This window comes from Pseudomonas sp. MPB23 (assembly GCF_046605395.1).
In the GTDB taxonomy this organism is placed as follows: Bacteria; Pseudomonadota; Gammaproteobacteria; order Pseudomonadales; family Pseudomonadaceae; genus Aquipseudomonas.
Genome location: NZ_CP176771.1, coordinates 3489852 through 3514251, shown reverse-complemented (window position 1 = coordinate 3514251; position 24400 = coordinate 3489852). Strand labels below are relative to the sequence as shown.

The window sequence follows — 24400 nt, the reverse complement described above, 5'->3', positions numbered from 1 at the left end:
TCAAATCGCCTCTAGTTCGCTCAAAAAGTCACGAAGATCGTCGAAATCTTCCGCGCTGCCGGCGCGGAAGGTGGCAGCGGCCTGCACGTACGCGCGCAGGGTTTCGGTCTGGAACACTTCCACCAGCGGCACTTCCAGGCCCAGTTCGGCCTGGACCCGCGAGGTGATCTGGATCGCCAGCAACGAGTGGCCGCCGACCTCGAAGAAGTTGTCGTTCAGGCCCACACGCGGCAGGCGCAGCACCTCGGCCCAGATCGCGGCGATGTGCTGTTCCAGCTCGGTTTCGGCGGCGACGTAGGCCTGTTGCATCAGGCTCGCGTCCGGCTCGGGCAGGCCCTTGCGGTCGAGTTTGCCGTTGGGGGTCAGGGGCATTTGCGCCAGGAACATGAAGTGCGCGGGCACCATGTAGTCTGGCAAACGGGTTTTGAGCGCTCGGCGCAGGGTGTCGCGCCACTCGGTTTCGTTGATCGCAGAGGACGCCGGCACCACATAAGCCACCAGTTGCTTGCCCGTCGGGCCTTCCTGGGCAACCACCACGCTTTCGCCGACGTTGTCCTGCTCGCGCAGACGCGCTTCGATCTCGCCCAGTTCGATACGGAAACCGCGGATTTTCACCTGATGGTCGACACGGCCGAGGTAATCCACCACGCCATCCGGGCGGCCACGGGTCAGGTCGCCGCTGCGATACACGCGGCTGCCGGGTTTACCGAACGGGTCCGGCACGAAGCGTTCGGCGGTGAGTGCCGGGCGCTCCAGATAACCGCGCGCCACGCCCTCGCCGCCCAGGTACAGCTCGCCGGCGACGCCGATGGGTTGCAGGTTGAGGTGGGCGTCGAGGATGTAGCCGCTGCGGTTGCCCAGCAGCGTGCCGATGGGTGCATACACGGCGCCGCAAGGGTCGCCCTTGCGCGCCTTCCACAGCAGCGGCGTGACCACCGTTTCGGTCGGGCCGTAGCCATTGAACAGATAAGTGGGTTTCAGCGCACGCCAGGCCAGGTCGTAGCTCGCTTGCGCCACCGCGTCACCGCCAAAGCAATACACGCGCACCTTCGGCGGATTGCCGTCGCGCTCGGCATGCTCGGCCAGTTGTTGCAGGTACACCGGCGGGAACACCGCCATGGTCACGTTGTGGCGGTGCATTTGCGCGTAGGTGTATTCCGGCAGCCACAGGCTGTCATCGCGGATCAGCACGCTGGCGCCGTTGATCAGTGGGTGCATCCAACCTTCGTGGGAACCGTCGAAGGCGAACGACATAAAGTGCAATTCGCAATCGGCCGGGCCGGTTTCGTAGCGCTCGCCGGTGGCGATGATATGCGCCACCAGCGGACCGTGGGCCACTGCCACGCCTTTGGGCATGCCGGTGGAGCCTGAGGTGTAGATCACGTAGGCGAGGTTGTCGCCGTCGAGGTCAACCGATGGCGCGGTATCGCTGAAGCCGCTCCAGGCTTCGGTGCGGTCGATGGCCAGCGTATCCAGGCCTTCGGCAATCGGCAGTTGCTGCTGGGCTGCGCTGTGGGTCAACAGCAGCCTGGCGCGGCTGTCCTGCATCATGTACAGCAGGCGATCACGCGGGTACTCGATATCCAGCGGCACATACACGCCGCCGGCTTTCATCACCGCGAGGAACGCCACCATGATCTCCGCACTGCGCGGCATGGCAATCGCCACGCGCACTTCCGGTCCGACGCCACGGGCGATCAACGCGTGGGCCAATTGGTTGGCCTGGCGGTCCAGTTCGCCGTAGGTCAGGGTTTGTGTGTCGAACTTGATCGCGATTGCCTGCGGGGTTTCCCGCGCGCGGTCGGCGACCAATTCGTGCACCAGGCGTTGGGCCGGGAAGCCGGCGTCGGATTGATTCCACACCTGCAGGATGTGCTGCTGCTCATCCTCGTCCAGCAGGTTCAACTGGCCGATGGTTTGTTGCTGATCAGCGACCATCGCCTGCAACAGGTTCTGCCAGTGGCCGGCCATGCGCGCGATGGTCGCCGGGGCGAACAGGTCGGTAGCGTAGCTCAGGGACGCACGCAACAGCGTCTGGCTTTCCTCGATGTCCAACGCCAGGTCGAACTGGGCGACGCCTTCATCCCAATTCAGGACCTCGACGTCAAGCTCGGCGAGGTGCTGCCAATGGCGGTCGGCCGAGGTCACGCGGTGGTTGAACAACACCTGGAACAGCGGGCTCAGGCTCATGCTGCGCTCGGGCTGCAAGGCCTCCACCAATTGCTCGAACGGCAGGTCCTGATGGGCCTGGGCCTCTAGAGAGCGTTGACGCGCCTGGTGCAGCAAGTGCTCGACGCTCATCTGCCCGTGGATATCGGCCTTGAGCACCTGGGTGTTGACGAAGAAGCCGATCAGCCCTTCGGTTTCCAGGCGATTGCGGTTGGCAATCGGCACGCCGACGCGCACGTCTTCCTGACCGCTGTAGCGATGCAGCAAGGCCTGGTACGACGCCAGCAACACCATCGGCAATGTCACCCCGGTGCGCTGCGCCAGGCTGCGCAAACCGGCGAACAACGGTGCCGGCAGCTCAATGCCCAGGCGCGCGCCGCGATGGCTTTGCAGCGCTGGACGCTGGTAGTCGAACGGCAATTCCAGCACCGGCTGCACACCGCCCAGTTGCGCGCGCCAGTAGGCGAGTTGACGCTCTTTTTCACCGGCCTCCATCCAGTCGCGCTGCCACAGGGCGTAGTCGGCGTACTGGATCGGCAGGGCCGGCAGGTGCGGCGTGGTCCCCTGGCTGAACGCGGCGTAGAGCTGCACCAGTTCTTCGACCATCAGTTGCATCGACCAGCCATCGGAAACGATATGGTGCTGCACCAGCACCAGCACGTGGTCGTCGTCGGCCAGACGCAGCAAGGTGACCCGCAGCAACGGCCCGCGCAGCAGATCGAACGGGCGCGCGACCTCGGCCGCGACCTGAGCCTTGAGCCCGGCTGCGTCGCTGTCGATCTGCTCGACGTCGATCAGGCCCGACTCTTCGATCACTTGCCGTGTGCCGCCGGCGTCCTGGCGCAGATGGGTGCGCAGGCTTTCGTGGCGTGCCAGCAAGGTGTCGAAACTGCGTTGCAGCGCGGCCAGGTCCAGCCTGCCTTTCAGGCGCAGGGCGCTGGGGATGTGGTACGCAGCGCTGTGCGGGTCGAGTTGCCAGAGGAACCATTGGCGTTCCTGGGCATAGGACAGTGGCAACGGTTGAGTGCGGTCAGCCTTGAGCATGGCCGGTGCGACCACGCCCTCCTCGCCCAGCGCCGCGACGAAGTCACCCAGCGCCGGGTGTTCAAACAGGGTCTTGAGCGGCACCTCCAACGCCAGCGCCTGACGGACCCTCGACACCACGCGGGTAGCCAGCAGCGAATGCCCGCCCAGTTCAAAGAAGTGGTCGTCAAGGCCGACCTGGGGCACGTCCAGCACCTCGGCCCAGATCGCCGCCACCTGCTGTTGGCGCAGCGTGACGGGGGCGACATGACCTTTGAGCAACAGGCTGGCGTCCACGCTGGGCAGGGCCTTGCGGTCGAGCTTGCCATTGGGGGTCAAGGGCAGGCTGTCGAGGCACATCAGGTACGCCGGCACCATGTAGTCCGGCAGGCGCTCGCGCAAAGCGGCTTGGTAGACCGCCGGCGTCTGTGGGGCGCAGGTCACCAGGTAGGCGATCAAGCGGTCGTTGTCGGCCAGCACCACGGCCTCGCACACGCCGGGGTGTTCGCGCAGGCAGGCTTCGATTTCGCCCAGTTCGATACGGAAACCGCGGACCTTGACCTGATGGTCGACCCGGCCGATGTACTCCACCACGCCGTGGTCACGGTAGCGCGCCAGGTCACCGGTGCGGTACAGGCGTTCGCCCGGCGCGCCATAAGGGTTGGGCACGAAGCGTTCGGCGGTGAGGGCCGGCCGCGCGTGGTAACCGCGCGCCAGGCCGACACCGCCGATCAGCAGCTCACCGGCCGCGCCCAATGGGCATGGGCTGAGCCCGGCGTTGAGGATGAACAACGCGGTATTGGCAATCGGCCGCCCGACAAAGGGCTGCGGCGCCAACACGCGATGGGCCGCCGACCAGATGGTGGTTTCGGTGGGGCCATACAGGTTCCACACCGGGCCTTGCAGGTGGAGCAGGCGCTGGGCCAGGTCAGCCGGCAGCGCCTCGCCGCCGCACAGCGCCTTGATGCCATACAGCCGTTCGGCACGCGGGCTGTCCAGCAGCATGCGCCAGGTCGACGGCGTGGCTTGCAGCACGTTGGCGCACTGGCGGTGTGCGAGGTCGATAATCGCCTCCGGGTCGAGGGCCATGGCCTGGTCGCTCAGCAGCACCGTGGCGCCAACGGTCAACGGTACGTACAGCTCCAGGGCGAAGATGTCGAACGAGAAGGTGGTCAGCGACAGCACCCGCGCCTCACGGCCGATGTCCAGGCTGGCGGCCATGCCGCAGGTGAAACTGCACAGCCCGCGGTGGCGCACCATCACGCCCTTGGGCTGGCCGGTGGAGCCGGAGGTGTAGATCACGTAGGCCAGGTGTTCCGGGGTGACGTCCACCTGCGGGTTGCGCTCGTCAGCACTGGCGTCATCGACCAGCAGCACCTGCAGGCCTTGGGGTTGCGCCAGTCGGCCGATCAGCGCTGGCTGGGTCAGCAGCACCCGGGCGCGGCTGTCTTCGAGCATGAACGCCAGGCGCTCCGCCGGAAACTGCGGGTCGAGCGGCACATAGGCGCCGCCGGCCTTGAGGGTCGCCAGCAGGCCGACCGCCATGTCCAGGGAACGCTCCACGTGCACCGCCACCAGCACGTCCGGGCCGACACCCGCCGCGATCAGACGATGGGCCAGGCGATTGGCGCGGCGGTTGAGTTCGGCGTAGCTCAAGACGTCGTCGTTGAATTGCACGGCAATGGCGTCGGGCTGGGCCAGGGCCTGCGCTTCGAACAACTGATGCACACAGCGTTCACGGGGGTAATCGAAGGTCGTGTGGTTCCACGCTTCGAGCATCTGCCGCGACTGCGACGCGCTGAGCAGCGCCAGCTCATCCAGGGGCTGGGAGGCATCGCGCACCACGGCGCGCAGCAGGTTTTGCCAATGCTCGGCCAGGCGCTCGATGGTCGCCGGTTCGAACAGGTCGGTGGCGTAGGTCAGTGCAGCCCAGAGGCCATCGGCTGACTCCTCGGTTTCCAGGTTGAGGTCGAATTGAGTACTGTGGCCGGCCCAATCCACTGGTTGCAGGACCAGGCCAGGCAATTGCAGCGGGCCGGCGCGCAGGTTGTCCTGGTGATTGAACATCACCTGGAACAGCGGGTTATGGCTGAGGCTGCGTTCCGGTTGCAGCGCTTCTACCAGTTGTTCAAAGGGCAAGTCCTGATGGGCCTGGGCTTGCACCGCTCGCTGCTTGACCTGGGCCAGCAACCGGTCAAAACCCATCTGCCCATGCAGCTCGGCCTGCAGTACCTGGGTGTTGACGAAGAAGCCGATCAGCCGCTCGGTTTCCAGGCGATTGCGGTTGGCGATCGGCACCCCTACACGGATCGCGGACTGGCCGCTGTAGCGAAACAGCAGGGCCTGGAACGCGGCGAGCAGCAGCATGAACAGGGTCACGTCCTGACGCTGGGCGAGGGCCTTGAGTTCGGCGACCAGCGCGGCGTCCAGATGCAATTGTCGACGCGCGCCGCGATGGCTTTGCGACGCCGGACGCGGGTGGTCCAGGGGCAGCTCCAGCAGCGGGTGTTCGCTGCCCAGGCGGGCGCACCAGTAATCGAGTTGGCGCTGTTTCTCTCCGGCGGCCATCCACTCGCGCTGCCACGCGGCATAGTCGGCGTAGTGGAGCGGCAGCGCCGGCAACGGCGCCCGGCCCTGATACAGGGCCAGCAGTTCGTCGACCATCACCTGCATCGACCCACCATCGGAGATGATGTGGTGCTGGGTAATCACCAGCACGTGGTGCTCCGCTTCGACGTGCAGCAACTTGACACGCATCAGCGGGCCATTGACCAGGTCGAACGGACGCTGGATTTCCTCCGCCACCGCCGCTTCGATCGCTGCGGCGTCGATGTGCTGATGCGCCGGCGCAATCGCCAGGTGGGGGTGAATCACCTGCCAGGTCTGCGCGCCCTCCTCCACAAAGGTGGTGCGCAGCGATTCATGGCGCTGCACCAGGGCGTGGAAAGCGTGTTCCAGCGCGGCGATGTCCAACAGGCCGCGCAGATGCAGGGCGGCGGGGACATGATAAGCGGCGCTGGTCGGGTCCAGTTGCCAGAGGAACCATTGGCGCTCCTGGGCGAAGGACAACGCCAGCGGCCGGTCGCGCCCCACGGCCCTCAGCGCCGGAGCCGTGTCGGCGTGCATGCTGGCGCATACTGCGGCGAACGCCTCCAGCGTCGGCTGCTCGAACAGCGCGCGCAACGGCACTTCCAGCTTGAGGTCATGGCGCACGCGGGAGATCACTTGGGTGGCCAGTAACGAATGGCCGCCGCGCTCGAAGAAGTGGTCATCGAGCCCCACACGCTCGACCTGCAACACCGCTTGCCAGATCGCCGCCAACCGCATCGCCAGCGGGCTGTGCGGGGCGCGGTAGGCCTGTCGGGACTGGTTCAGGTCCGGCGTCGGCAGGGCGCGGCGGTCCAGCTTGCCGTTGTTGTTCAGCGGCAAGGCGTCGAGCACCACCCACTGGGCCGGCACCATGTAGTCCGGCAACGTACGCTGCAAGGTTGCCGCCAGCACCTGGGTGTCCAGGCGTTGAGCGTCGACCGGCACCACATACGCCACCAGTTGCGCACCATTGGCGCCCGGCTGCGCGATGACCGCCGCCTCACGCACCTGCGGCACGCCTTGCAGGCTGGCTTCTATTTCACCGATTTCGATACGGAACCCGCGAATCTTCACCTGATGGTCGATGCGCCCGACGTACTCCAACGCACCGGCCTGGTTGTAGCGCGCCAGGTCGCCGCTGCGGTAGAGCCGCGCACCGGACACGGCGGAAAACGGGTCGGGCAGGAAGCGTTCGGCGGTCAGCGCCGGACGCTCGAAATAGCCCTGGGCCAGGCCGTATTCGGCGCCGATGCACAGTTCGCCGACGCCCTCGGTGGCCAGCAGTTCGAACGCACTGTCGAGCACATACAGCGAACGGCCTTCGATGGCCTGGCCGATGGGCACGCCGAATGCGTCACTGGCATCCAGCAACTGGCAGTCGTGCACGCTGGACACCACTGTGGCTTCGGTCGGCCCATAGGTGTTGACCAGCCGCACGTGGCCGAGGCCGGCGGCGTGCCAGGCGCGCAGGCCTTCCACCGACATAGCCTCGCCGCCCACATGCACCTGGCGCAGATGGCCCAGGGTGAGGCGCTCGCTTGCACATTCCTTGGCCAGCAGGTACCAGTACGCCGCCGGCAAGTCGGCGAGGGTCACGCCCTGCTCGACGATTTCCCGCGCCAGTTGCCCGGCGTCCCAAAGCTCATCGCCACGCATGATCAACGCAGCGCCCACACACAACGGCGGGTAGCACTGCTCGACAAAGCCGTCGAAGCTGAACGTGGCGAACTGCAGCACCCGGTCCGCTGCACGCAGCCGGCTATAGACCTCGGCACTGTCGCAGAACTGGCCGAGGGCGGCGTGATCGATGGCCACGCCCTTGGGTTGGCCGGTGGAGCCGGAGGTGTAGATCACATAGGCCAGGTCGGCGGCGGACACATGGCTGGGTGGATTGGCGTGCGGGTAATCGGCCAGCTCAGCGCCGGCGGCGCTGAAGTCCACACGGACCAGGCCTTGGGGCAGTGGCAGGTCGGCCAGCAGCCCGGTTTCGCTGAGCAGCAGGTCCACGCGACTGTCCGCCAACAGATAAGCCAGGCGTTCATTGGGGTATTTCGGGTCCAGCGGCACATAGGCAGCGCCGCTTTTCAGCACCGCCAGCAGGCTGACGATCAACTGCGGGCCACGTCGGCAGGCCAGGCCCACGCGCTGCCCAGGCCCCACGCCCAACGCGAGCAGGCGATGGGCCAGACGGTTGGCGTGGTCATTGAGCTGGGCATAGCTCAGGCGCGCTTCGCCGGCCTGCACCGCCAGCGCATCCGGGGTGGCGGCGGCCTGGGCGGCAATGCGTTGATGCACATGCAGCTCACGCGGGGCAGCAGCGGGCGACTGGCCCAGGGCGAGCATGCCGTGCTGCGCAGTGGGGTCAAGCAGGCGCAGGTTGCCGAGGGGCGCCTGGGCATTGGCGAGCAGTTGCACCAGCAGGTGCTGGAGGTTGGCGCTCAATCGCGCGACCTGATCGGCACTGAACCGCGCGCGGTCGTAGCTCCATTCCAGGCGCAGGCTGGCCCCCAGTTCAATCCCCAGGGTCAGCGGGTAATGGGTGCGTTCATGGTTGTGCATCCGGCCGAAGGTCAGGCCTGCCGGCGCGCCTTGCTTGAGGGCTTCGGCCACCGGGAAGTTTTTAAAGACCAGCAAGGTGTCGAACAACGCCCCCTGCTGGCCGGCCCAGCCCTGGATGTCGTAGAGCGGCACATGTTCGTGATCGCGCAGGCTCAGGTTCAGCGCTTGCAGCTCGCCGAGCCAGCGGGCGGCCGATTGGGCCGGCGCGGCCAGGCTGATGATCGGCAAGGTGTTGATAAACAGCCCCAGTTGCTGCTCGATCCCCGGCAACGGCGCCGAACGCCCGGCGACCGTGGCGCCGAATGCCACGCAATCCTGGCCGGTGTAGCGCTGCAGCAACAGGCTCCACGCCCCTTGCAGCAGGGTGTTGAGGGTGATTTTCTGGCGGCGGGCAAACGCGCCGAGGGCTTGGGTGAAGTCGCTGTCGAGCACGACGTGATGGTCGGCCACCCCCGTGCCGCGGCCCGGTAAGCGCAGCGCCTGCGCCAGCAAGGTGGGTGCTTGCAACGGCGCCAGTGCGGCTTTCCAAAACGCTTCGCCCGATCCTTGCTGTTGCAGCCAACCCAGGTAGTCGCGGAACTGTCCCAGCGGTGCCGGCACGTTATGGCCGGCATAGTCGGCGATGACTTCGCCCAGCAACTGGGCGTTGCTCCAGCCATCCATCAGGATGTGGTGGCTGGTGAAAATCAGCTGCCAGGTCGCGCCGACACCGCGCACCAGCAGCAGGCGAAACAGCGGCGCGGCGTCGAACGCGAAGCCCTTGTCGCGCTCGGCAGTGGCGAGGGCCTCGACGTCGGCGTCGAGGTCTTCGATCACGTGCAACGGCAAGTCGACCTGCCGCTCAATCAACTGATGGGCGCTGTCCAGGCCCAGCCAATGGAAGCTGCTGCGCAGGATGTCATGACGGTCCAACGCGGCCTGCCAGGCGCGAGCGAACGCCAATCGATCGAGGCCGCCGATGTCCAGGCGCAACTGGTTGACATAGGCCTGGGCCTCGGGCTCGTAGAGGCTGTGGAACAGCATGCCCTGCTGCATCGGCGACAGTGGGTAGAGATCGGCGATGGCCGGTCCCGCCACGGGCAATCCCTCCAACTGCCGTTGTGTCAGACGCGCCAGCGGGAAGTCCGATGGGGTCACCTGCCCTGCCGGCGCGGCACAGCAATGCTCGATCAACGCCTTGAGTTGCGCCGAATAGTCATCCGCCAGACGCTGGATCGTCGCCGCCTCGAACATCTCACGGCTGAACCCCCACTGCAGGGTCAATTCGCCGCCATACACCTGCCCTTCCACCGTCAGCCAGTTGGCCAGCGGCGCTTCGGGGTCCTGGGCTTGGCCGCTGCCGCCGGTGGCGGGTACGAACAGTGCCGATTCGTTGAACTGGCGGTCGAACTGGCCCAGGTAGTTGAAGGTGATGCGCGGCGCAGCAAGGCTTGATAGGGCTTCGCGGGCGTCCGATGAGCCCAGGTAACGCAACAGGCCGTAGCCGATACCTTTATCGGGCACGCCACGCAGCTGTTCCTTGACCGACTTGATCCCATCCGCCAGTTCGCCATCGGCTTGCAGGCGCAGCGGGAACAGGCTGGTGAACCAACCGACGGTGCGGCTCAGGTCGACGCCGTCGAACAGGTCTTCACGGCCATGGCCTTCCAGTTGGATCAGCGCCGCAGGCTGGCCGCTCCATCGGCAGATCACCCGCGCCAATGCAGTCAACAGCAGGTCGTTGACCTGGGTGCGATAGGCCGCCGGGGCGTCTTGCAGCAGTTGACGGGTGTGTTCGGCATCCAGGCGGATTTCCAGCTTGGCGCCCAGGCGGTTTTGCAGGCCGCCTTGCGGGTTGTCGCAGGGCAAATCGGCATCGGCGGTCTGCGCCTGCCAGTACGGCAGTTGCGCGTCGAGGGTCTGCGCATGGGCCTGCAACTGCCTGGCCCACACTTGGTAGGCGCAGGTCTTGGCCGGCAGCGGCGCTGCGCCGTAGGCCTGTTGCAGGTCTTCGAGCAGGATGCGCCAGGACACGCCGTCCACCACCAGGTGATGGATCACCAGCAACAGGCGCTGGGTGCCGTCGGCCATGTTCACCAGGGCGGCGCGCAGCAACGGGCCGTGTGCAAGATCGAGGCTGCGCTGGGCCGCCTCGCAGAGCGCGGTCAGTTCGGTATCGTCGGCGGCGTCGGATTGCCACAATCCGGGCGCGGTGATCGGCGCGGCATGGGTTTGCTGCCAGCCGTCGGCCTGTTCGACAAAACGCAGGCGCAGGGCGTCGTGATGATTGATCACCTGGGTCAAGGCCGCTTCGAGACGCGCGGGCTCCAGGGCTTCGCGCGGGGTCAGCAGCAACGACTGGTTCCAATGCGCGCGCGCCGGGATGGCCTGGGCGAAAAAGCCCTGCTGCACCGGGGTCAGCAGCACCTCACCGCTGACCGGGCCCTGGTCGACGAGCGTGGCCTGCTCGAAGGTCGCCACCAGCGCCAGGCTGCGCACGCTCTGGTACTGGAACAGGTCGCGCGGGCTGAGGCGAATCCCGGCCTGTCGCGCGCGGCTGACCACTTGGATGGAGATGATCGAATCGCCGCCCAGCTCGAAAAAATTGTCGTCCAGGCCGACCTGCGGGATGCCGAGCACATCGGCCCAGATCGCGGCCAGCGCCTGCTGCACGGGGGTTTGCGGTGCGCTATAGGCCTGCTGCGCGGCGGCGTCCGGCACTGGCAGGGCTTTGCGGTCCAGCTTGCCGTTGGCGGTCACCGGCAACTTGTCCAGGTGCAGCATGTGGGTCGGTACCATGTACTCCGGCAGGCTGCCGAGCAGCCACGCCTTGAGGTCGGTGGGCGCTTCGCCTTCCGGCACCAGGTAGGCCACCAATTGCTTGCCGCCCTGCACCAGCACCACCGCCTCACGCACGCCGGGATGTTGCAGCAGGCGCGTCTCGATTTCGCCCAACTCGATGCGCAGGCCGCGCAACTTGACCTGATGATCGAGACGGCCGAGGTACTCGATCACGCCGTCGAACCGCTGGCGCACGCGGTCGCCGGTGCGGTACAGGCGTGTGCCGTCCGCGAACGGGCTGGGCACGAAGCGCTCGGCAGTCAGGGCCGCACGCCGGTGGTAACTGCGCGCCAGGCCGCTGCCGCCCAGGTAGAGCTCGCCGGACACGCCGGCCGGCACCGGGTTGAGCTGCGCGTCGAGCACGTAGGTATTGAGGTTGGCAATCGGGCGGCCGATGGGCACGCTGTCGGTACCTTCGTCGACACAGGTCCAGTGGGTCACGTCGATGGCCGCTTCGGTCGGGCCATAGAGGTTGAACAGACCCGCTTGTGGCAGCTTGGCGAACACTTGGATCTGCGCATCCAACGGCAGGGCTTCACCGCTGCAAACGATGCGCTTGAGGCGGGTACAGGCCTGCACGCCCGGCTCATGGATAAACGCCTGGAGCATCGACGGCACGAAATGCACGGTGGTGATCGCGTGACGGCCGATGGTCTCGATCAGGCGCGCCGGCTCGCGGTGTTCGCCAGGGGCCGCGACCACCAGGCGCGCGCCGGTCATCAACGGCCAGAAGAACTCCCACACCGACACGTCGAAGCTGAACGGGGTTTTCTGCAGCACCGCATCACTGGCTTGCAGCGTGTAGGCCTGTTGCATCCAGCACAGGCGGTTGACCAGCGCACGATGGCTGTTGCCGGCGCCCTTGGGTTGGCCGGTGGAACCGGAGGTGTAGATCACGTAGGCGAGGTTCAGCCCGTGAATCGCCACGGCGGGCGCTTCGCAGCTATAGCCGTCGAGCCATAGCGCGGGCTGGTCCAGGGCAATCACGCAGATACCGGCGGCGGGCAGCGATGGCAGCAGGCTTTGCTGGCTGAGCAGCAGTTGGATGCCGCTGTCTTCGATCATGTAGGCCAGGCGGTCCTGGGGATACTCGGGATCGAGGGGGACATAGGCGCCGCCAGCCTTGAGAATCGCCAGCAGGCCGACCACCATTTCGATCGAACGCTCGATGCAGAGCCCCACCAGCACATCGGGGCCAACCCCCTGCTCGCGCAAGGCATGGGCCAGTTGGTTGGCGCGGGCGTCGAGCTGGGCGTAGGTCAGCGTGGTCGCGCCGAACACCAGCGCCGGCGCATCCGGCGTGGCGCGCACCTGGTCTTCGATCAGTTGGTGAATGCCGCGCTCGGTCGGATAGGTCTGCGCGGTCTGGTTCCAGGCGCTCACCAGCACCTGCTGCTCATCGGCGGCGAGCATCGGCAATTCACCGATACGCTGTTCGCCATCGGCGACCATGGCCTGCAACAGGCTGATCCAGTGCCGGGCCATGCGCGCGATGGATGCGGCGTCGAACAGGTCGTTGGCGTAGGTCAGCGCGGCGTGCAGGGTGCCGGACTGTTCGTAGGTGTCGAGGGTCAGGTCGAACTGGGTGGTGCGGCCCTGCCACTCCACCGCGGCCAGTTCCAGGCCGGAGGCGGTGCGGATCGAGGTGATGTCGGCCACCACCGGCTGGTGGTTGTACATCACCTGGAACAACGGTGTATGGCTCAGGCTGCGCTCGACATTCAGCGCTTCCACCAGGCGCTCGAAGGGCAACTCCTGATGAGCCTGGGCGCCCAGGGCATGTTCCTTGACGGTGTGCAGCAGCTCGCTGACGCGGGTTTGCCCGGTCAGTTCGGTGCGCAGCACTTGGGTGTTGACGAAGAAACCGATCAGCCCTTCGACTTCGGTGCGATTGCGGTTGGCGATGGGCACGCCGACGCGGATATCGCCCTGGCCGGTGTAGCGATGCAGCAGCACATTGAACGCAGCGAGCAGCAGCATGAACAGCGTGACGTTGTGTGTTTGCGCGCAACTGCGCAGTTGCGCGGCCAGGTCCGGATCAATCGCGAAGGTGTGCCGAGTGCCGCTGTAGCTGGGCATGGCCGGACGAGGGCGGTCGGTGGGCAGTTCCAGCAACGGGTGCTCATCGCCCAGACGGGCCTGCCAGTATTCCAACTGACGCGCCTGTTCCCCGGCTTCCAGCCAGCGGCGTTGCCACAGGGCGTAGTCGCTGTACTGGATCGGCAACGGCGGCAGTTGCGGCGTTTCGTTGCGTTCGTGGGCGTCGTAGAAGCGGATGAACTCGTCGATCAAGACGTTCATCGACCAGCCATCGGCGACGATGTGGTGCAGGGTCAGCAGCAGCACGTGTTCCTGCGCGTCGAGTTTCAACAACTGCACGCGCAGCAACGGGCCGTGTTCCAGGTCGAACGGCAGCAGTGACTGACGGGTGGCCGCATCATTGACGGCCTGCTCGCGCTCGGCGGCGGCCAGGTCGCAAAGGTCGTGCTGCTCGATCGCCAGCGCCGGCGGTGCCGCCACCTGTGCCAGACGCTCGTCGGCCTGGCGCTGGAACACCGTGCGCAGGGTTTCGTGACGCGCGACCAGGCTGGCGAACGCTTGCTGCATCGCGCCAAGGTTCAGCGCGCCCTTGAGCCGCACGGCGCCCGGCAGGTTGTAGGCGCCGCTGGCCGGGTCCAACTGCCAGAGAAACCACATGCGTTGCTGCGCGTAGGACAGCGCATCGCGATCCTCCACGTCCACGCCGGCCGGAATCGGAAACCGTGAAAAATCCACCCCTTCCTTCTGCAACGCCTGGAGGAACAGCTGGCGTTTTTCCAGGGGCAACCCGATAAACCGGCGAGCAAGTTTCAAGGAGTCTTCAGCATTCATTTCTTGGAGTCCGGAGCAATAGGCGGGAAGCACAAAGGCACGTCGTCCCTATAAAACGAACCGGAGAGGGAAAAATTAGCGGGGGGGGGTTGGGAGGCTGTTGACTGCGAGGAATGCGGGTTGCCGGGCAATGCCCTACACGAAACCCGTATGCAACTGATATTTCTTAAAGCGCTTCGGGCCCAGGTTAAACGGCGCCAGGTCGTCGACCCACTGGTCAGTTATGAAGGGCAAACCGAAGAGGAACTGGAGGCCGCCTTTCGCCAGGCGGTGGATGACCTCCTCAGCGGTGAGTACACCGCTCATCCATCACCCTAATCGCCGATACCCCAACACCGCCGACCCCATCACCACGGCCCCCGCCGCCAGCGCCATCCAGAACCCGCTGGTGGCGCCGAAGTGGTCGATCATCCAGCCGGAGCTGGCGGCGCCGATGGCCACGCCGATGCTCAGGCCGGTGATCAGCCAGGTCATGCCTTCGGTCAGGCGGCTGGGCGGGACGATGCGCTCCACCAGGCCCATGGACACGATCAGGGTCGGGGCGAAGAACAGCCCGGAAATGAAGATCGCCACGGCCAGTCCGGGGATGTTGGTGACCAGCAGCAACGGCAAGGTGGTCAGCGCCGTGGCGACCCCGCAGCACAGGAACTGCCGGGGCAACGGCGCCGTGAGTTTGAGCGTGCCGAACGCCAACCCCGCCAGGCACGAGCCGATGGCGTAGACCGAGAGCACGATGCTCGCCGCCGCCGGCTGGCCCTGGTGCTGGGCGAAGGCCACGCTGACCACGTCGACCACGCCGACGATCACGCCCATGGCCAGCAGCAGAATCATCAGGATCAGCACCGAGGGCGAGGCGATCAGCCAGCGGCCGTGGTGATCGTGGTGTTCGTGCACCGGCGGTTCGGTGTCGCGTTGCAGCACGAAGGTGGTGACGCCCACCGCCAGCAACAACGCGGCGACCAACGGCCCGGCCTCCGGAAACAGCACCACGCTCAAGCCCACCGAGATCGGCGGGCCGATGATAAAGCACACTTCATCGAGCACCGATTCGAGGGCAAAGGCGGTTTGCAGCCTGGGCTGGCCACGCAGCAACTCGGTCCAGCGTGCGCGCACCATGGCCGACATGTTCGGCATGCACCCGGCCAGGGCGGCGAACAGGAACAACGTCCAACTCGGCGCCTGCAAACGGGTGCACAGCAATAACAGCAGCAACGCCCCGCCGCCGATCAGCGCGGCAATCGGCAGCACCCGGCCCTGGCTGTAGCGGTCCACCCAGCGTGACACCTGGGGCGCGCAAAACGCCGTGGCCAGGGCGAACACCGCCGCCACCGAACCGGCCAGGCCATAGCCGCCATGCACCTGCGAGAGCATGGTGATCAAGCCGATACCGGTCATCGACACCGGCATACGCGCGAGCATGCCTGCCAATACAAAAGCCCGGGCGCCAGGCACCTGGAACAACGCGGCGTAGGGGTTCGCCATGACTTAACTGCCTTGCGTGCCTAAAGTGCGCATCCTTTTATCACACCAACCGCGTGATCTGTTTATGCCGCCACACCAGCCGGTAATACGCGACCTGCAAGCCGAGCATCGCCAGGTACGTCACCGGAAAGGCCATCCAGACACCTTCCAGGCCGAAGTGGGCATTGAACAGGTACGCCATCGGCAACTCGACGCACAGCACACAAAAGATCGAAATGAACACCGGCATCAGCACCACGCCGCTGGCGCGCATGATCCCGCCGAACACCGCCTGGAAACCGAACACCAGGATGCTCCAAAGCATGATGTGCAGCAGGTGCTCGGCATTTACCCGCGCGGCGTCGTCGGTGATGAACAGGCCCAGCAGCCAGTGGGATGAGGCATAACCGAGCAGGATCAGCGCACCGGTCAGGCACAGATTGATCAACAGGCCAGTGCGCAGGATCGGCCCGATGCGCTCCAGATGCCCGGCACCAATCGCCTGGGCCCCGAGGATCGACGCGGTGATGGCAATCGACAGCGCCGGGAACTGCACGTAGTTGACGATCTGCGTCACCGCACCATAGGCCGCCGTGGCCTGGGAGCCGTGGCTGTTGACCAGGGCGAGGATGACCAATTCCGACAGCGACAGCACCACCATCTGTAAACCGGTAGGCAGTCCGATGCGCAGGACCTTGGCCAAGATCGCGCGATCCAGGCGCAAGGCCGCCAGCAGTTCCCGGTCCGGCGCCATCACATGCTGTTTATGGCGCAAGCGCAGGATCAGAAACAGCATCGCCGCGGCGTTCCCCACCAGCCCTGCATACACCGCACTCTGGATGCCCATGGGCGGCAGGCCGATCCAGCCGCGAATCAGCGCCGGGGTCAGCAGCAGGCCGACCAGCGTGGAGACTATCAGCGCCAGCAGCGGCGAAACCGTGTCACTGACCCCACGCAGCAACTGGGTGTACAGGATGAACACCAGCAGCAGCGGCATGATCAACATCATCATCTGCGCATAACCCACCGCCTCTTCGAGCACATCCAGCGGCGTCCCCAGGACCTGCAACGCCGGGCGCGCAAACAGGCTGCCCAGCACGGCCGCGATCAACCCCACCAGCGCACCGAGGGTCAGGGTCGCGCCGGTAATCGCCTTGACCATCGCGGTTTCGCGGGCGCCCCAGGCCTGGCCGATCAACACCGAAGCGCCCGCCCCCAGGCCGATCACCAGGGCGATGAAGAAAAACACGATGGGGAACATGCCCGACACCGCTGCCAGCGCCTGGGTACCGAGCATTTGCCCGATATAGATGCCGTTGAGGGTGCCGGAAAAACCTTGCAGAAAGTTGGACAGCACCATCGGTGCGAGAAAGATCAGGTAGACCTGCCACAGGGGACGTTGCAAAGGGCTGTGCATGAAAAACGGGGCCTCGAAGACTAAACGCGTCCGAGGGTTATACCGTAATTGGATCCTATCTTCCCGTGCTTTAACCGCCCAAGGCTTCGACAACCAGGTCAGCGCCCCGGACCGTCGCCAGCAGACGTGGCGCATCGCTCTGCAAGACGCACTCGGCAATCGCCGGCTCCAACTCGACCCGCAGACGCCGCCCCAAGGCCCGCGCGCCAAACCGCGCATCGTGGTGACGGCACAGCCACGCCCGCGCCTGCGCGTCCACCTCCAAAGACCGCTGCCGCGCCGCCAAACGCTGATTGAGCTTGCTCAACTCGACGTCCAGCAACGCCTGCAACCACTGGGCGTCAATGGGCTCGAACATCAGGATGCGGTCGATACGGTTGAGAAACTCCGGCTCGAAATGCCCGTGTAAGGCGTCTTCCAGCACCGCCGCCTCGTCCCGCACAAAACCGCGCAGCAAGCGCCGCCAGCCCTGGGCAAAGCGCTGGCGATGGCGACGCGCCTGGTGCGCGCCGATGTTGCTGGTCATGAAGATCAGGCTGTTGCGAAAGTCCAGGGTGCGCGTGCCGCCGGCCAGGGTCAGTTGGCCGTTTTCGAGGATGCCCAGCAGGCTGCGCACCACTTCCTGGCTGGCTTTTTCCAGCTCATCGAACAGCACGATCCCCGGCCGGCTGTAGGTGCCCTGGATCAACTCGCTGTCGAACAGGCTGATGCCCTCCTTGCTACCCACGTAGCCAGGCGGCGCACCGGTGAGCGCAGCGGCGTAATGCTCCTGGGCCAGGGTGTGCATGTCGATGCGGCAAAAACCGTCGGCGCGACCGTGCAGCGCCTGGGCCAGCAGGCGCACGATTTCAGTCTTGCCGACACCGGTCGGGCCCATGAACAGGTTGACGCTCAAGGGCCGGTCACGCTCGCCGATATCGGCCTTGACCACCTTGAGCAAACCTTCCACCTGGGCCAGCGCCGCCTCCTGGCCGACGATGCGACTGCGCAGCAACGCCATCACCTGCGCCGGTTCAAAGGTAAAACGCATGCCCTACCCCGCGGTTTTTTCGTGGCCGCCATGGGGCAGTTGTCCCACCGGGCATTCGGCGACGCCCACGGTACTGCGGGTGATTTTCTCCACGTTTTCCTGGGCTTTTTGCGCATCCAGCACCCAGGTGCGGTAGAACTCGAACGGACAGTCGGCCACGCCCTTGTCGCCGTCGCCCGAGGCGTGCATGCCGGTGTAGCCGCGGTGCAGCAGCTTGAACAGGTGGTTCTGCGACTGGTCGTTGGCCCGTGCATCGCGAATCTGCGACACCGACAGTTGGGCGTACTGGATGCCCATTTCCTCCTCGCCACACTCGCCCAAGGTGCGCCCATCGAAGCCGATGATCGCCGAGTGACCGAAGTACGAATACACCCCGTCAAAACCCGCCGCGTTGGCCACGGCCACGTAACAGTTATTGGCCCAGGCCATGCTCTTGGACATCAACACCTGTTGCTCCTTGGCCGGGTACATGTAGCCCTGGCAGCGCACAATCAGCTCCGCGCCCTTCATCGCGCAATCGCGCCAGATCTCCGGGTAGTTGCCGTCGTCGCAGATGATCAGGCTGATCTTCATGCCCTTGGGGCCGTCGCACACGTAAGTGCGATCACCGGGGTACCAGCCTTCGATGGGGCACCAGGGGATGCACTTGCGATAGCGCTGCACGATCTCGCCGAGGTTGTTGATCAGCACCAGGGTGTTGTAGGGCGCCTTGTGGGGATGCTCTTCGTGACGCTCCCCGGTCAGGGAAAACACGCCCCAGGTGTTGGCCTGGCGACACGCGGCGGAAAAGATCGCGGTCTCTTCGCCGGGGATGCTTGCGGCGGTGGCCATCATCTCGTCGTGGTCGTACATGATGCCCATGGTGCTGTATTCCGGGAACACCACCAGGTCCATGCCGGGCAGGCCCTGCTTCATGCCGACCATGATCTCGGCGATCTTCTTCGCGTTGTCGATGACCTCGGCCTTGCTGTGCAGGCGCGGCATCTTGTAGTTCACCACCGCGACACCGACGGTGTCCGGGCTGCTGGAAATATCGCCATGACGCATTGCAACGCTCCTGGTCTAGTGACTGATCATCCACGGACGTGGACCGGTCTTGGTCTTGAGGCCCAGCGGGTTGGCCTTGCTCGGCAGCACCTTTTTGCTGGTGCCGCAGCAACTGCAACCGGCCGGATGGCGACGGTTTTCCTGGTACTCGCCGACCGTTTGCGGCGCGTTGGCGCTGCGCTCGTTGCCGGCGATGGCCTTGCGCTGGTTGGCCGACAGCAACTGCAAGGCCGGGGCCGATACCTGCAACGGCCCTCCCGGCCCTGCGCAGTAGGGGCACTGGCTGGGTTCGTTGCGCTGGGCGATCGGCCGCAACATCGTGAACGTGCCGCACGCCTCGCAGGCGTATTCGTAGGTCGGCATGGCTACAGATCCGGTGCGATGGGCAGGTCGATGCTGCCGTCGAGGAACTTGGTGGGGCCGTTGGCGTTGGGGTTGATGTCGAACTCGAAGATTTCCGTAGGCAGCCACAAGGTCGCGCAGGCATTCGGGATATCCACCACGCCGCTGATATGCCCTTGCACCGGCGCCGAGCCGAGCAGCGCATAACCCTGGGCCGGCGAGTAACCGAACTTGGTCAGGTAGTTGATCGCATTCAGGCAGGCCTGACGGTAGGCGATGTTGACGTCCAGATAGTGCTGCTGGCCCTGCTCGTCCACCGAGATGCCTTCGAAGATCAGGTAGTTCTTGTAGTTCGGCGTGATCGGGCTCGGTTTGAACACCGGGTTCTTGATCCCGTACTTGGCCATGCCGCCCTTGATCAGCTCGACCTTCATGTGCACCCAGCCGGCCATTTCGATGGCGCCGCAAAAGGTGATTTCGCCGTCGCCCTGGCTGAAGTGCAAGTCGCCCACCGACAGCCCGGCGCCGTTGACGTAGACCGGGAAGAAGATCTTCGAGCCACGGGACAAATCCTTGATGTCGCAGTTACCGCCATGCTCACGCGGCGGCACGGTGCGCGCGCCGGTAGCGGCGGCATCGTCGCGGGCCTGGCCCTTGAGTTTGCCCATGTGCGCGGTGGCGGCCAGCGGGGCGTTGGCCAGCGGCGGTACGCGGGTGGGGTTGGTGTCGATCAGTTCCTGTTCGCGGCGGTTCCAGTCGGCGAGCATCACCGGGTCCGGCAGGCAGCCGATCAGGCCGGGGTGGATCAGGCCGGCGAAGTTCACCCCCGGGATGTGCCGCGAGCGGGTGAACATGCCCTTGAAGTCCCAGATGGCTTTTTGCGCGCTGGGGAAGTGGTCAGTGAGGAAGCCCCCGCCGTTCTGCCGCGAGAAAAAGCCGTTGAAGCCCCACTGGGAGTCGGCCTTGGCGCCGATATCGAGCAGGTCCACCACCAGCAAATCGCCCGGCTCGGCGCCGTGTACACCTACCGGACCGGACAGGTAATGCACGGTGGACAGGTCCACATCGCGCACGTCGCTGGCGTCGTCGTTGTTCTTGATCGCGCCGGCGGTCCAGTCGTAGGTTTCGAGGATGAAGTCATCGCCCGGCTTGACCCAGCAGGCCATCGGGATATCCGGGTGCCAACGGTTGTGGATCTGCTCGTTTTCGGTGACGGGTTGGTTGAGGTCGACTTTGATCAGCGTTTCGGTCATGGACTGGCTCCTGGACGGATGGCGTGGTGCGTTGAAACCAGTCTCGTGGAGCGGGGTAAAACGGGAAATACGTTGGATGACGTATAAACAAAAGCACCTGAACATGTGGGAGGGGGCTTGCTCCCGATAGCGGTGTGTCAGTCAATAAATTCATGGCTGACACAGCGCTATCGGGAGCAAGCCCCCTCCCACAATTGATTGCATTTCAAGGTTGGATTGGCGGCGTTGTTTAGACGGACAGGTAGCGGCTGATGGTTGCCTCATCCACCCGGTCCCGGGTCTCTTCGATGACGAAGCGGCCCTTTTCGATCACCAAAAACCGGTCGGCGATGTCCAGGGTGAACGACAGCACCTGCTCGGACACCACGATGGTCAAATCCCGCAGGTTGCGAATCTCCTTCAGCGTGCGCGCGATGTCCTTGATGATCGATGGCTGGATGCCTTCCGTCGGTTCATCCAGCAGCAGCACCTTGGGGTTGGTCGCCAGCGCCCGGGCTATCGCCAGTTGCTGTTGCTGCCCGCCCGACAGGTTGCCGCCCTTGCGCGATTGCATGTCGTAGAGCACCGGGAACAGCGCGTACAAATCCTCCGGCACCTTGCCCCGTGCCGAGGCCGGCAGGCCGGTCTGGATGTTTTCCAGCACGCTCATGCTCGGGAAAATCATGCGTCCCTGGGGCACATAGGCGATCCCGCGTTCCACCCGCTCATGGGTTTCCAGCGCCGACACATCCTGCCCGTCCACGCTCACCTGGCCTTTCCACTGCGGCAGGATGCCCATCAGGCTCTTGAACAAGGTGGTCTTGCCCATGCCATTGCGGCCCATCACCGCGACGATCTCACGCTTGGCCACGTTCAGGTCCAGGTCGTGGAGGATCTGGCTCTGCCCGTAGCCGCAGGACAACTGGTCGATCTTGAACATGCCTGCTTCCTCAGTGGCCCAAATACACTTCGATGACTTTAGGGTTGCTTTGCACCGACTCCATGCTGCCCTCGGCGAGCACCTTGCCCTGGTGCAGCACCGTGACCTTGTGGGCGATGCTTTTGACGAATTCCATGTCGTGTTCGATCACCAGTACCGAACGGCCCTGGCTGATGCGGTTGAGCAGCTCGGCGGTTTGCGCGCGTTCGTTGACGCTCATGCCGGCCACCGGTTCGTCGAGCATCAGCAGCTCGGGGTCCTGCATCAACAACATGCCGATCTCCAGCCACTGCTTTTGCCCGTGGGACAGCAGGTCGGCCTGTTGTTGCAGCAAATCGCCGAGGAAGATCTCCCGGGCGACTTCCTCTACCCGCGCGATCACCTGGGCGCTGCGCTTGAAAAACAGCGCACCCCAGACCTTGCGCCCGGCCGGATAGGACATCTCGAGGTTCTCGAACACCGTGAGGTTCTCGTAGATCGACGGGTTCTGGAACTTGCGCCCGACACCGGCGCGCACGATGTTGTACTCGCGCATCTTGGTCAGTTCCTGGCCGTCGAACTGGATGCTGCCGCTGGTGGCGCGGGTCTTGCCGCAGATCAGGTCGAGCACTGTGGTCTTGCCGGCGCCGTTGGGGCCGATCACCACGCGCACTTCGTTGCGGTCGATATACAGGTTGAGGTTGTCGACGGCCTTGAAGCCGTCGAAGGACACGGTGAGGCCTTCGATGGCCAGCACCGGTTTTTTCATTTCAAAGCCGACGGCGGTCATGGCTGGGTCTCCAGGATTTTGCTTTCAGTCTTGGGCTTGACCAGCGGTGCCACGGCTTTCACCGGCGGCTGACGGCGCAGCAGCCGCGCCAATGCCTGGCGCCCATGGCTGTCCCACAAGCCGGCCAGGCCATTGGGGAAGTACATGACCACGGCGATGAACAGCCCGCCCATCAGGTACAGCCACAGCTCGGGAAAGGATTCGGAAAAGTAGGTCTTGCCGTAGTTCACCAGCAGCGCGCCATACACCGCGCCGAGCAGCGACATGCGCCCGCCCACCGCCGCGAAGATCACCATCTCGATCGACGGCACGATGCCCACGAACGACGGTGACATAAAGCCCACCTGCAAGGCGAACATCGCCCCGCCAATCGCCGAAAACGCCGCCGCCACGCAGAACACGAAGATCTTGAAGCTGGCCACGTCATACCCAGAGAACCGCACGCGCTCTTCCTTGTCGCGCATGGCCATCAACAGCCGGCCGAGCTTGGAGGCGAGGATGAAGCGCCCGATGAAGATGCAGCCGAACAGCAAGCCGGCGTTGATGAAGTACAGAATCAGCTTCGCGCTGTCGGTGCGCAGGTCCCAGCCGAGCAGGGTCTTGAGGTCGGTGATGCCGTTGACGCCGCCGGTCAGGCCTTGCTGGCCGACGATCAGCACGGTGAGGATCAGCGCAATCGCCTGGGTCACGATGGAGAAATACACATCGCCCACGCGCCGCTTGAACAGCGCCATGCCGATGATGAACGCGAGCAGCACCGGCACCGCGATCACCGCCACCAGGGTGAAGCTGAAGCTGTGGAACGGTTGCCACAACAGCGGCAACTCGGTGATCTGGTTCCAGTCCATGAAATCCGGGATGCCCGGCGTGGACTGGATCTTGGTGCTTTCCGGATCGGATGCTTCCAGCTTGAGGAACATCGCCATGCAGTAGCCGCCGACGCCAAAGAACACGCCCTGCCCCAGGCTGAGAATGCCGCCATAGCCCCAGCACAACACCAGGCCCACGGCGACGAACGCGTAGGTCAGGTACTTGCCGACCATGTTCAGCCGGAACGCATCCAACGTCAGGGGGAACACTACGAGAATCAGCAGCGCCAGCAGCACGATACCGATCAGGTTTTGCTGGCCGCCCAGCAGCTTGTCTAAAGCCTTCATCTGCTCGCCTCTACTTGCGCACTTTGATGGAAAACAACCCTTGCGGGCGCAGCATCAGGATCAGAATCACCGAGGACAAGGTCAGTACCTTGGCCATCGAGCCGCTGAGGAAAAACTCCGACAGCGATTGGGTCTGGGCGATCACGAACGCCGAGGCAATGGTGCCGAACAGGCTTTGCGCACCGCCGAACACCACCACCAGGAAGGTGTCGACGATGTACTGCGAACCCGCCGTCGGCCCGGTGGAGCCGATGGTGGTGAAGGCCGCACCCGCCACGCCGGCCACGCCGCAGCCGAGGGCGAAGGTCATGCGGTCGACCTTGCGCGTATTGATGCCCACCGCGCGGCTCATCAGGCGGTTCTGCACGGTGGCACGCACCTGCAGGCCCCAGCGCGAGCGATAGAGCATCAGGAAGATCGCCGCCGTCAGCAGCACGGTCAGGGCCATCATGAACAGGCCGTTGCGCGGGATCTCGATGGCGTCGGTGAAGTTCACCGAACCCATCAGCCAGGCCGGTGGCTCGGCGCTGACTTCGCGGGCGCCGAACACTGAGCGGAAGGTCTGCTGCATTACCAGGGACAGGCCCCAGGTGGCGAGCAAGGTGTCCAGCGGGCGCTTGTACAAGCGGCTGATCATCGCCCACTCCACCAGCCAGCCGACGGCGCCGGCGACAAGGAATGACAGGGCGATGGCAAAGAAGAAGTAATAGGGTTGGAAGCTTGGCGCAAAGTGCGCGGTGAGGCTGGAACACACGTAGGTGGTGTAGGCGCCGATGGTCAGGAACTCGCCGTGGGCCATGTTGATCACGCCCATCTGGCCAAAGATGATCGCCAACCCCAATGCCATCAGCAGCAGCACACAGAACACGGACAAGCCGTTGAACCCCTGCATCGCCGCGATGGCTCCAAATTCCGATAGCCATTCCATGATGATGGTCTCCTGAGAGCGGGAGGTGATAGTTGGAATGCGATGT

12 protein-coding genes are annotated in these 24400 nt (G+C 64.9%); 1 reads left to right on the top strand and 11 read right to left on the bottom strand.

The annotated features are described in order from the left end of the window. Positions 1 to 14031, bottom strand: a complete 14031-nt coding sequence (locus ACLH0J_RS16235) for a non-ribosomal peptide synthase/polyketide synthase (RefSeq protein ID WP_411388091.1) — start codon at positions 14029 to 14031, stop codon at positions 1 to 3. Between the two features lie 150 nt (positions 14032 to 14181). On the opposite strand from ACLH0J_RS16235, the gene ACLH0J_RS16230 reads away from it, so the two are divergent. Continuing rightward, positions 14182 to 14349 (top strand): hypothetical protein, encoded by a 168-nt coding sequence (locus ACLH0J_RS16230; protein WP_411388090.1) that lies wholly within the window; start codon positions 14182 to 14184, stop codon positions 14347 to 14349. On the opposite strand, the gene ACLH0J_RS16225 is transcribed toward ACLH0J_RS16230, so the two are convergent. The 10 genes from ACLH0J_RS16225 to urtB all read right to left on the bottom strand — a co-directional run bounded on the left by ACLH0J_RS16225 (position 14341) and on the right by urtB (position 24354). Continuing rightward, on the bottom strand, positions 14341 to 15513 hold the full coding sequence (locus ACLH0J_RS16225; protein ID WP_411388089.1) for an MFS transporter: 1173 nt from the start codon (positions 15511 to 15513) through the stop codon (positions 14341 to 14343). The two genes, ACLH0J_RS16230 and ACLH0J_RS16225, sit on opposite strands and share 9 nt — an antisense overlap. A 40-nt stretch (positions 15514 to 15553) precedes the next feature. Next, positions 15554 to 16909, bottom strand: coding sequence for an MATE family efflux transporter (locus tag ACLH0J_RS16220; protein WP_411388088.1), 1356 nt, complete (start codon positions 16907 to 16909; stop codon positions 15554 to 15556). Positions 16910 to 16979: 70 nt separating this feature from the next. Then, positions 16980 to 17939 (bottom strand): AAA family ATPase, encoded by a 960-nt coding sequence (locus ACLH0J_RS16215; RefSeq protein ID WP_411388087.1) that lies wholly within the window; start codon positions 17937 to 17939, stop codon positions 16980 to 16982. A 3-nt stretch (positions 17940 to 17942) separates the two neighbouring features. Then, the gene (locus tag ACLH0J_RS16210) at positions 17943 to 18986 is read right to left on the bottom strand and encodes an aliphatic amidase (protein ID WP_411388086.1); all 1044 of its coding nucleotides are present in this window, start codon (positions 18984 to 18986) and stop codon (positions 17943 to 17945) included. Between the two features lie 15 nt (positions 18987 to 19001). Further along, on the bottom strand, positions 19002 to 19349 hold the full coding sequence (locus ACLH0J_RS16205) for an FmdB family zinc ribbon protein (RefSeq protein ID WP_411388085.1): 348 nt from the start codon (positions 19347 to 19349) through the stop codon (positions 19002 to 19004). Between the two features lie 2 nt (positions 19350 to 19351). Continuing rightward, the gene (gene fmdA / locus ACLH0J_RS16200) at positions 19352 to 20581 is read right to left on the bottom strand and encodes a formamidase (RefSeq protein WP_411388084.1); all 1230 of its coding nucleotides are present in this window, start codon (positions 20579 to 20581) and stop codon (positions 19352 to 19354) included. Positions 20582 to 20810: 229 nt separating this feature from the next. Next, on the bottom strand, positions 20811 to 21500 hold the full coding sequence (gene urtE, locus ACLH0J_RS16195; RefSeq protein ID WP_411388083.1) for an urea ABC transporter ATP-binding subunit UrtE: 690 nt from the start codon (positions 21498 to 21500) through the stop codon (positions 20811 to 20813). A gap of 10 nt (positions 21501 to 21510) precedes the next feature. Then, the gene (gene urtD / locus ACLH0J_RS16190; RefSeq protein WP_048731454.1) at positions 21511 to 22269 is read right to left on the bottom strand and encodes an urea ABC transporter ATP-binding protein UrtD; all 759 of its coding nucleotides are present in this window, start codon (positions 22267 to 22269) and stop codon (positions 21511 to 21513) included. Next, positions 22266 to 23426: an urea ABC transporter permease subunit UrtC gene (gene urtC, locus ACLH0J_RS16185; RefSeq protein WP_411388082.1), complete on the bottom strand. Its 1161-nt coding sequence runs from the start codon at positions 23424 to 23426 to the stop codon at positions 22266 to 22268. The genes urtD and urtC overlap by 4 nt, the downstream gene beginning before the upstream one ends. 10 nt (positions 23427 to 23436) lie before the next feature. Beyond that, positions 23437 to 24354 carry an urea ABC transporter permease subunit UrtB gene (gene urtB / locus ACLH0J_RS16180; protein WP_010564283.1) on the bottom strand — a complete coding sequence of 306 codons (918 nt, stop codon included), beginning with the start codon at positions 24352 to 24354 and terminating at the stop codon, positions 23437 to 23439. Between the last annotated feature and the right edge of the window lie 46 nt (positions 24355 to 24400).

Bases quoted from the DNA above. Each gene is read 5' to 3' on its own strand.
- urtD (WP_048731454.1), bottom strand. From the start codon at position 22,269: ATGACCGCCGTCGGCTTTGAAATGAAAAAACCGGTGCTGGCCATCGAA.
- urtC (WP_411388082.1), bottom strand. From the start codon at position 23,426: ATGAAGGCTTTAGACAAGCTGCTGGGCGGCCAGCAAAACCTGATCGGT.
- urtB (WP_010564283.1), bottom strand. From the start codon at position 24,354: ATGGAATGGCTATCGGAATTTGGAGCCATCGCGGCGATGCAGGGGTTC.
- ACLH0J_RS16205 (WP_411388085.1), bottom strand. From the start codon at position 19,349: ATGCCGACCTACGAATACGCCTGCGAGGCGTGCGGCACGTTCACGATG.
- ACLH0J_RS16220 (WP_411388088.1), bottom strand. From the start codon at position 16,909: ATGCACAGCCCTTTGCAACGTCCCCTGTGGCAGGTCTACCTGATCTTT.
- fmdA (WP_411388084.1), bottom strand. From the start codon at position 20,581: ATGACCGAAACGCTGATCAAAGTCGACCTCAACCAACCCGTCACCGAA.
- ACLH0J_RS16210 (WP_411388086.1), bottom strand. From the start codon at position 18,986: ATGCGTCATGGCGATATTTCCAGCAGCCCGGACACCGTCGGTGTCGCG.
- urtE (WP_411388083.1), bottom strand. From the start codon at position 21,500: ATGTTCAAGATCGACCAGTTGTCCTGCGGCTACGGGCAGAGCCAGATC.
- ACLH0J_RS16215 (WP_411388087.1), bottom strand. From the start codon at position 17,939: ATGCGTTTTACCTTTGAACCGGCGCAGGTGATGGCGTTGCTGCGCAGT.
- ACLH0J_RS16235 (WP_411388091.1), bottom strand. From the start codon at position 14,031: ATGAATGCTGAAGACTCCTTGAAACTTGCTCGCCGGTTTATCGGGTTG.
- ACLH0J_RS16230 (WP_411388090.1), top strand. From the start codon at position 14,182: ATGCAACTGATATTTCTTAAAGCGCTTCGGGCCCAGGTTAAACGGCGC.
- ACLH0J_RS16225 (WP_411388089.1), bottom strand. From the start codon at position 15,513: ATGGCGAACCCCTACGCCGCGTTGTTCCAGGTGCCTGGCGCCCGGGCT.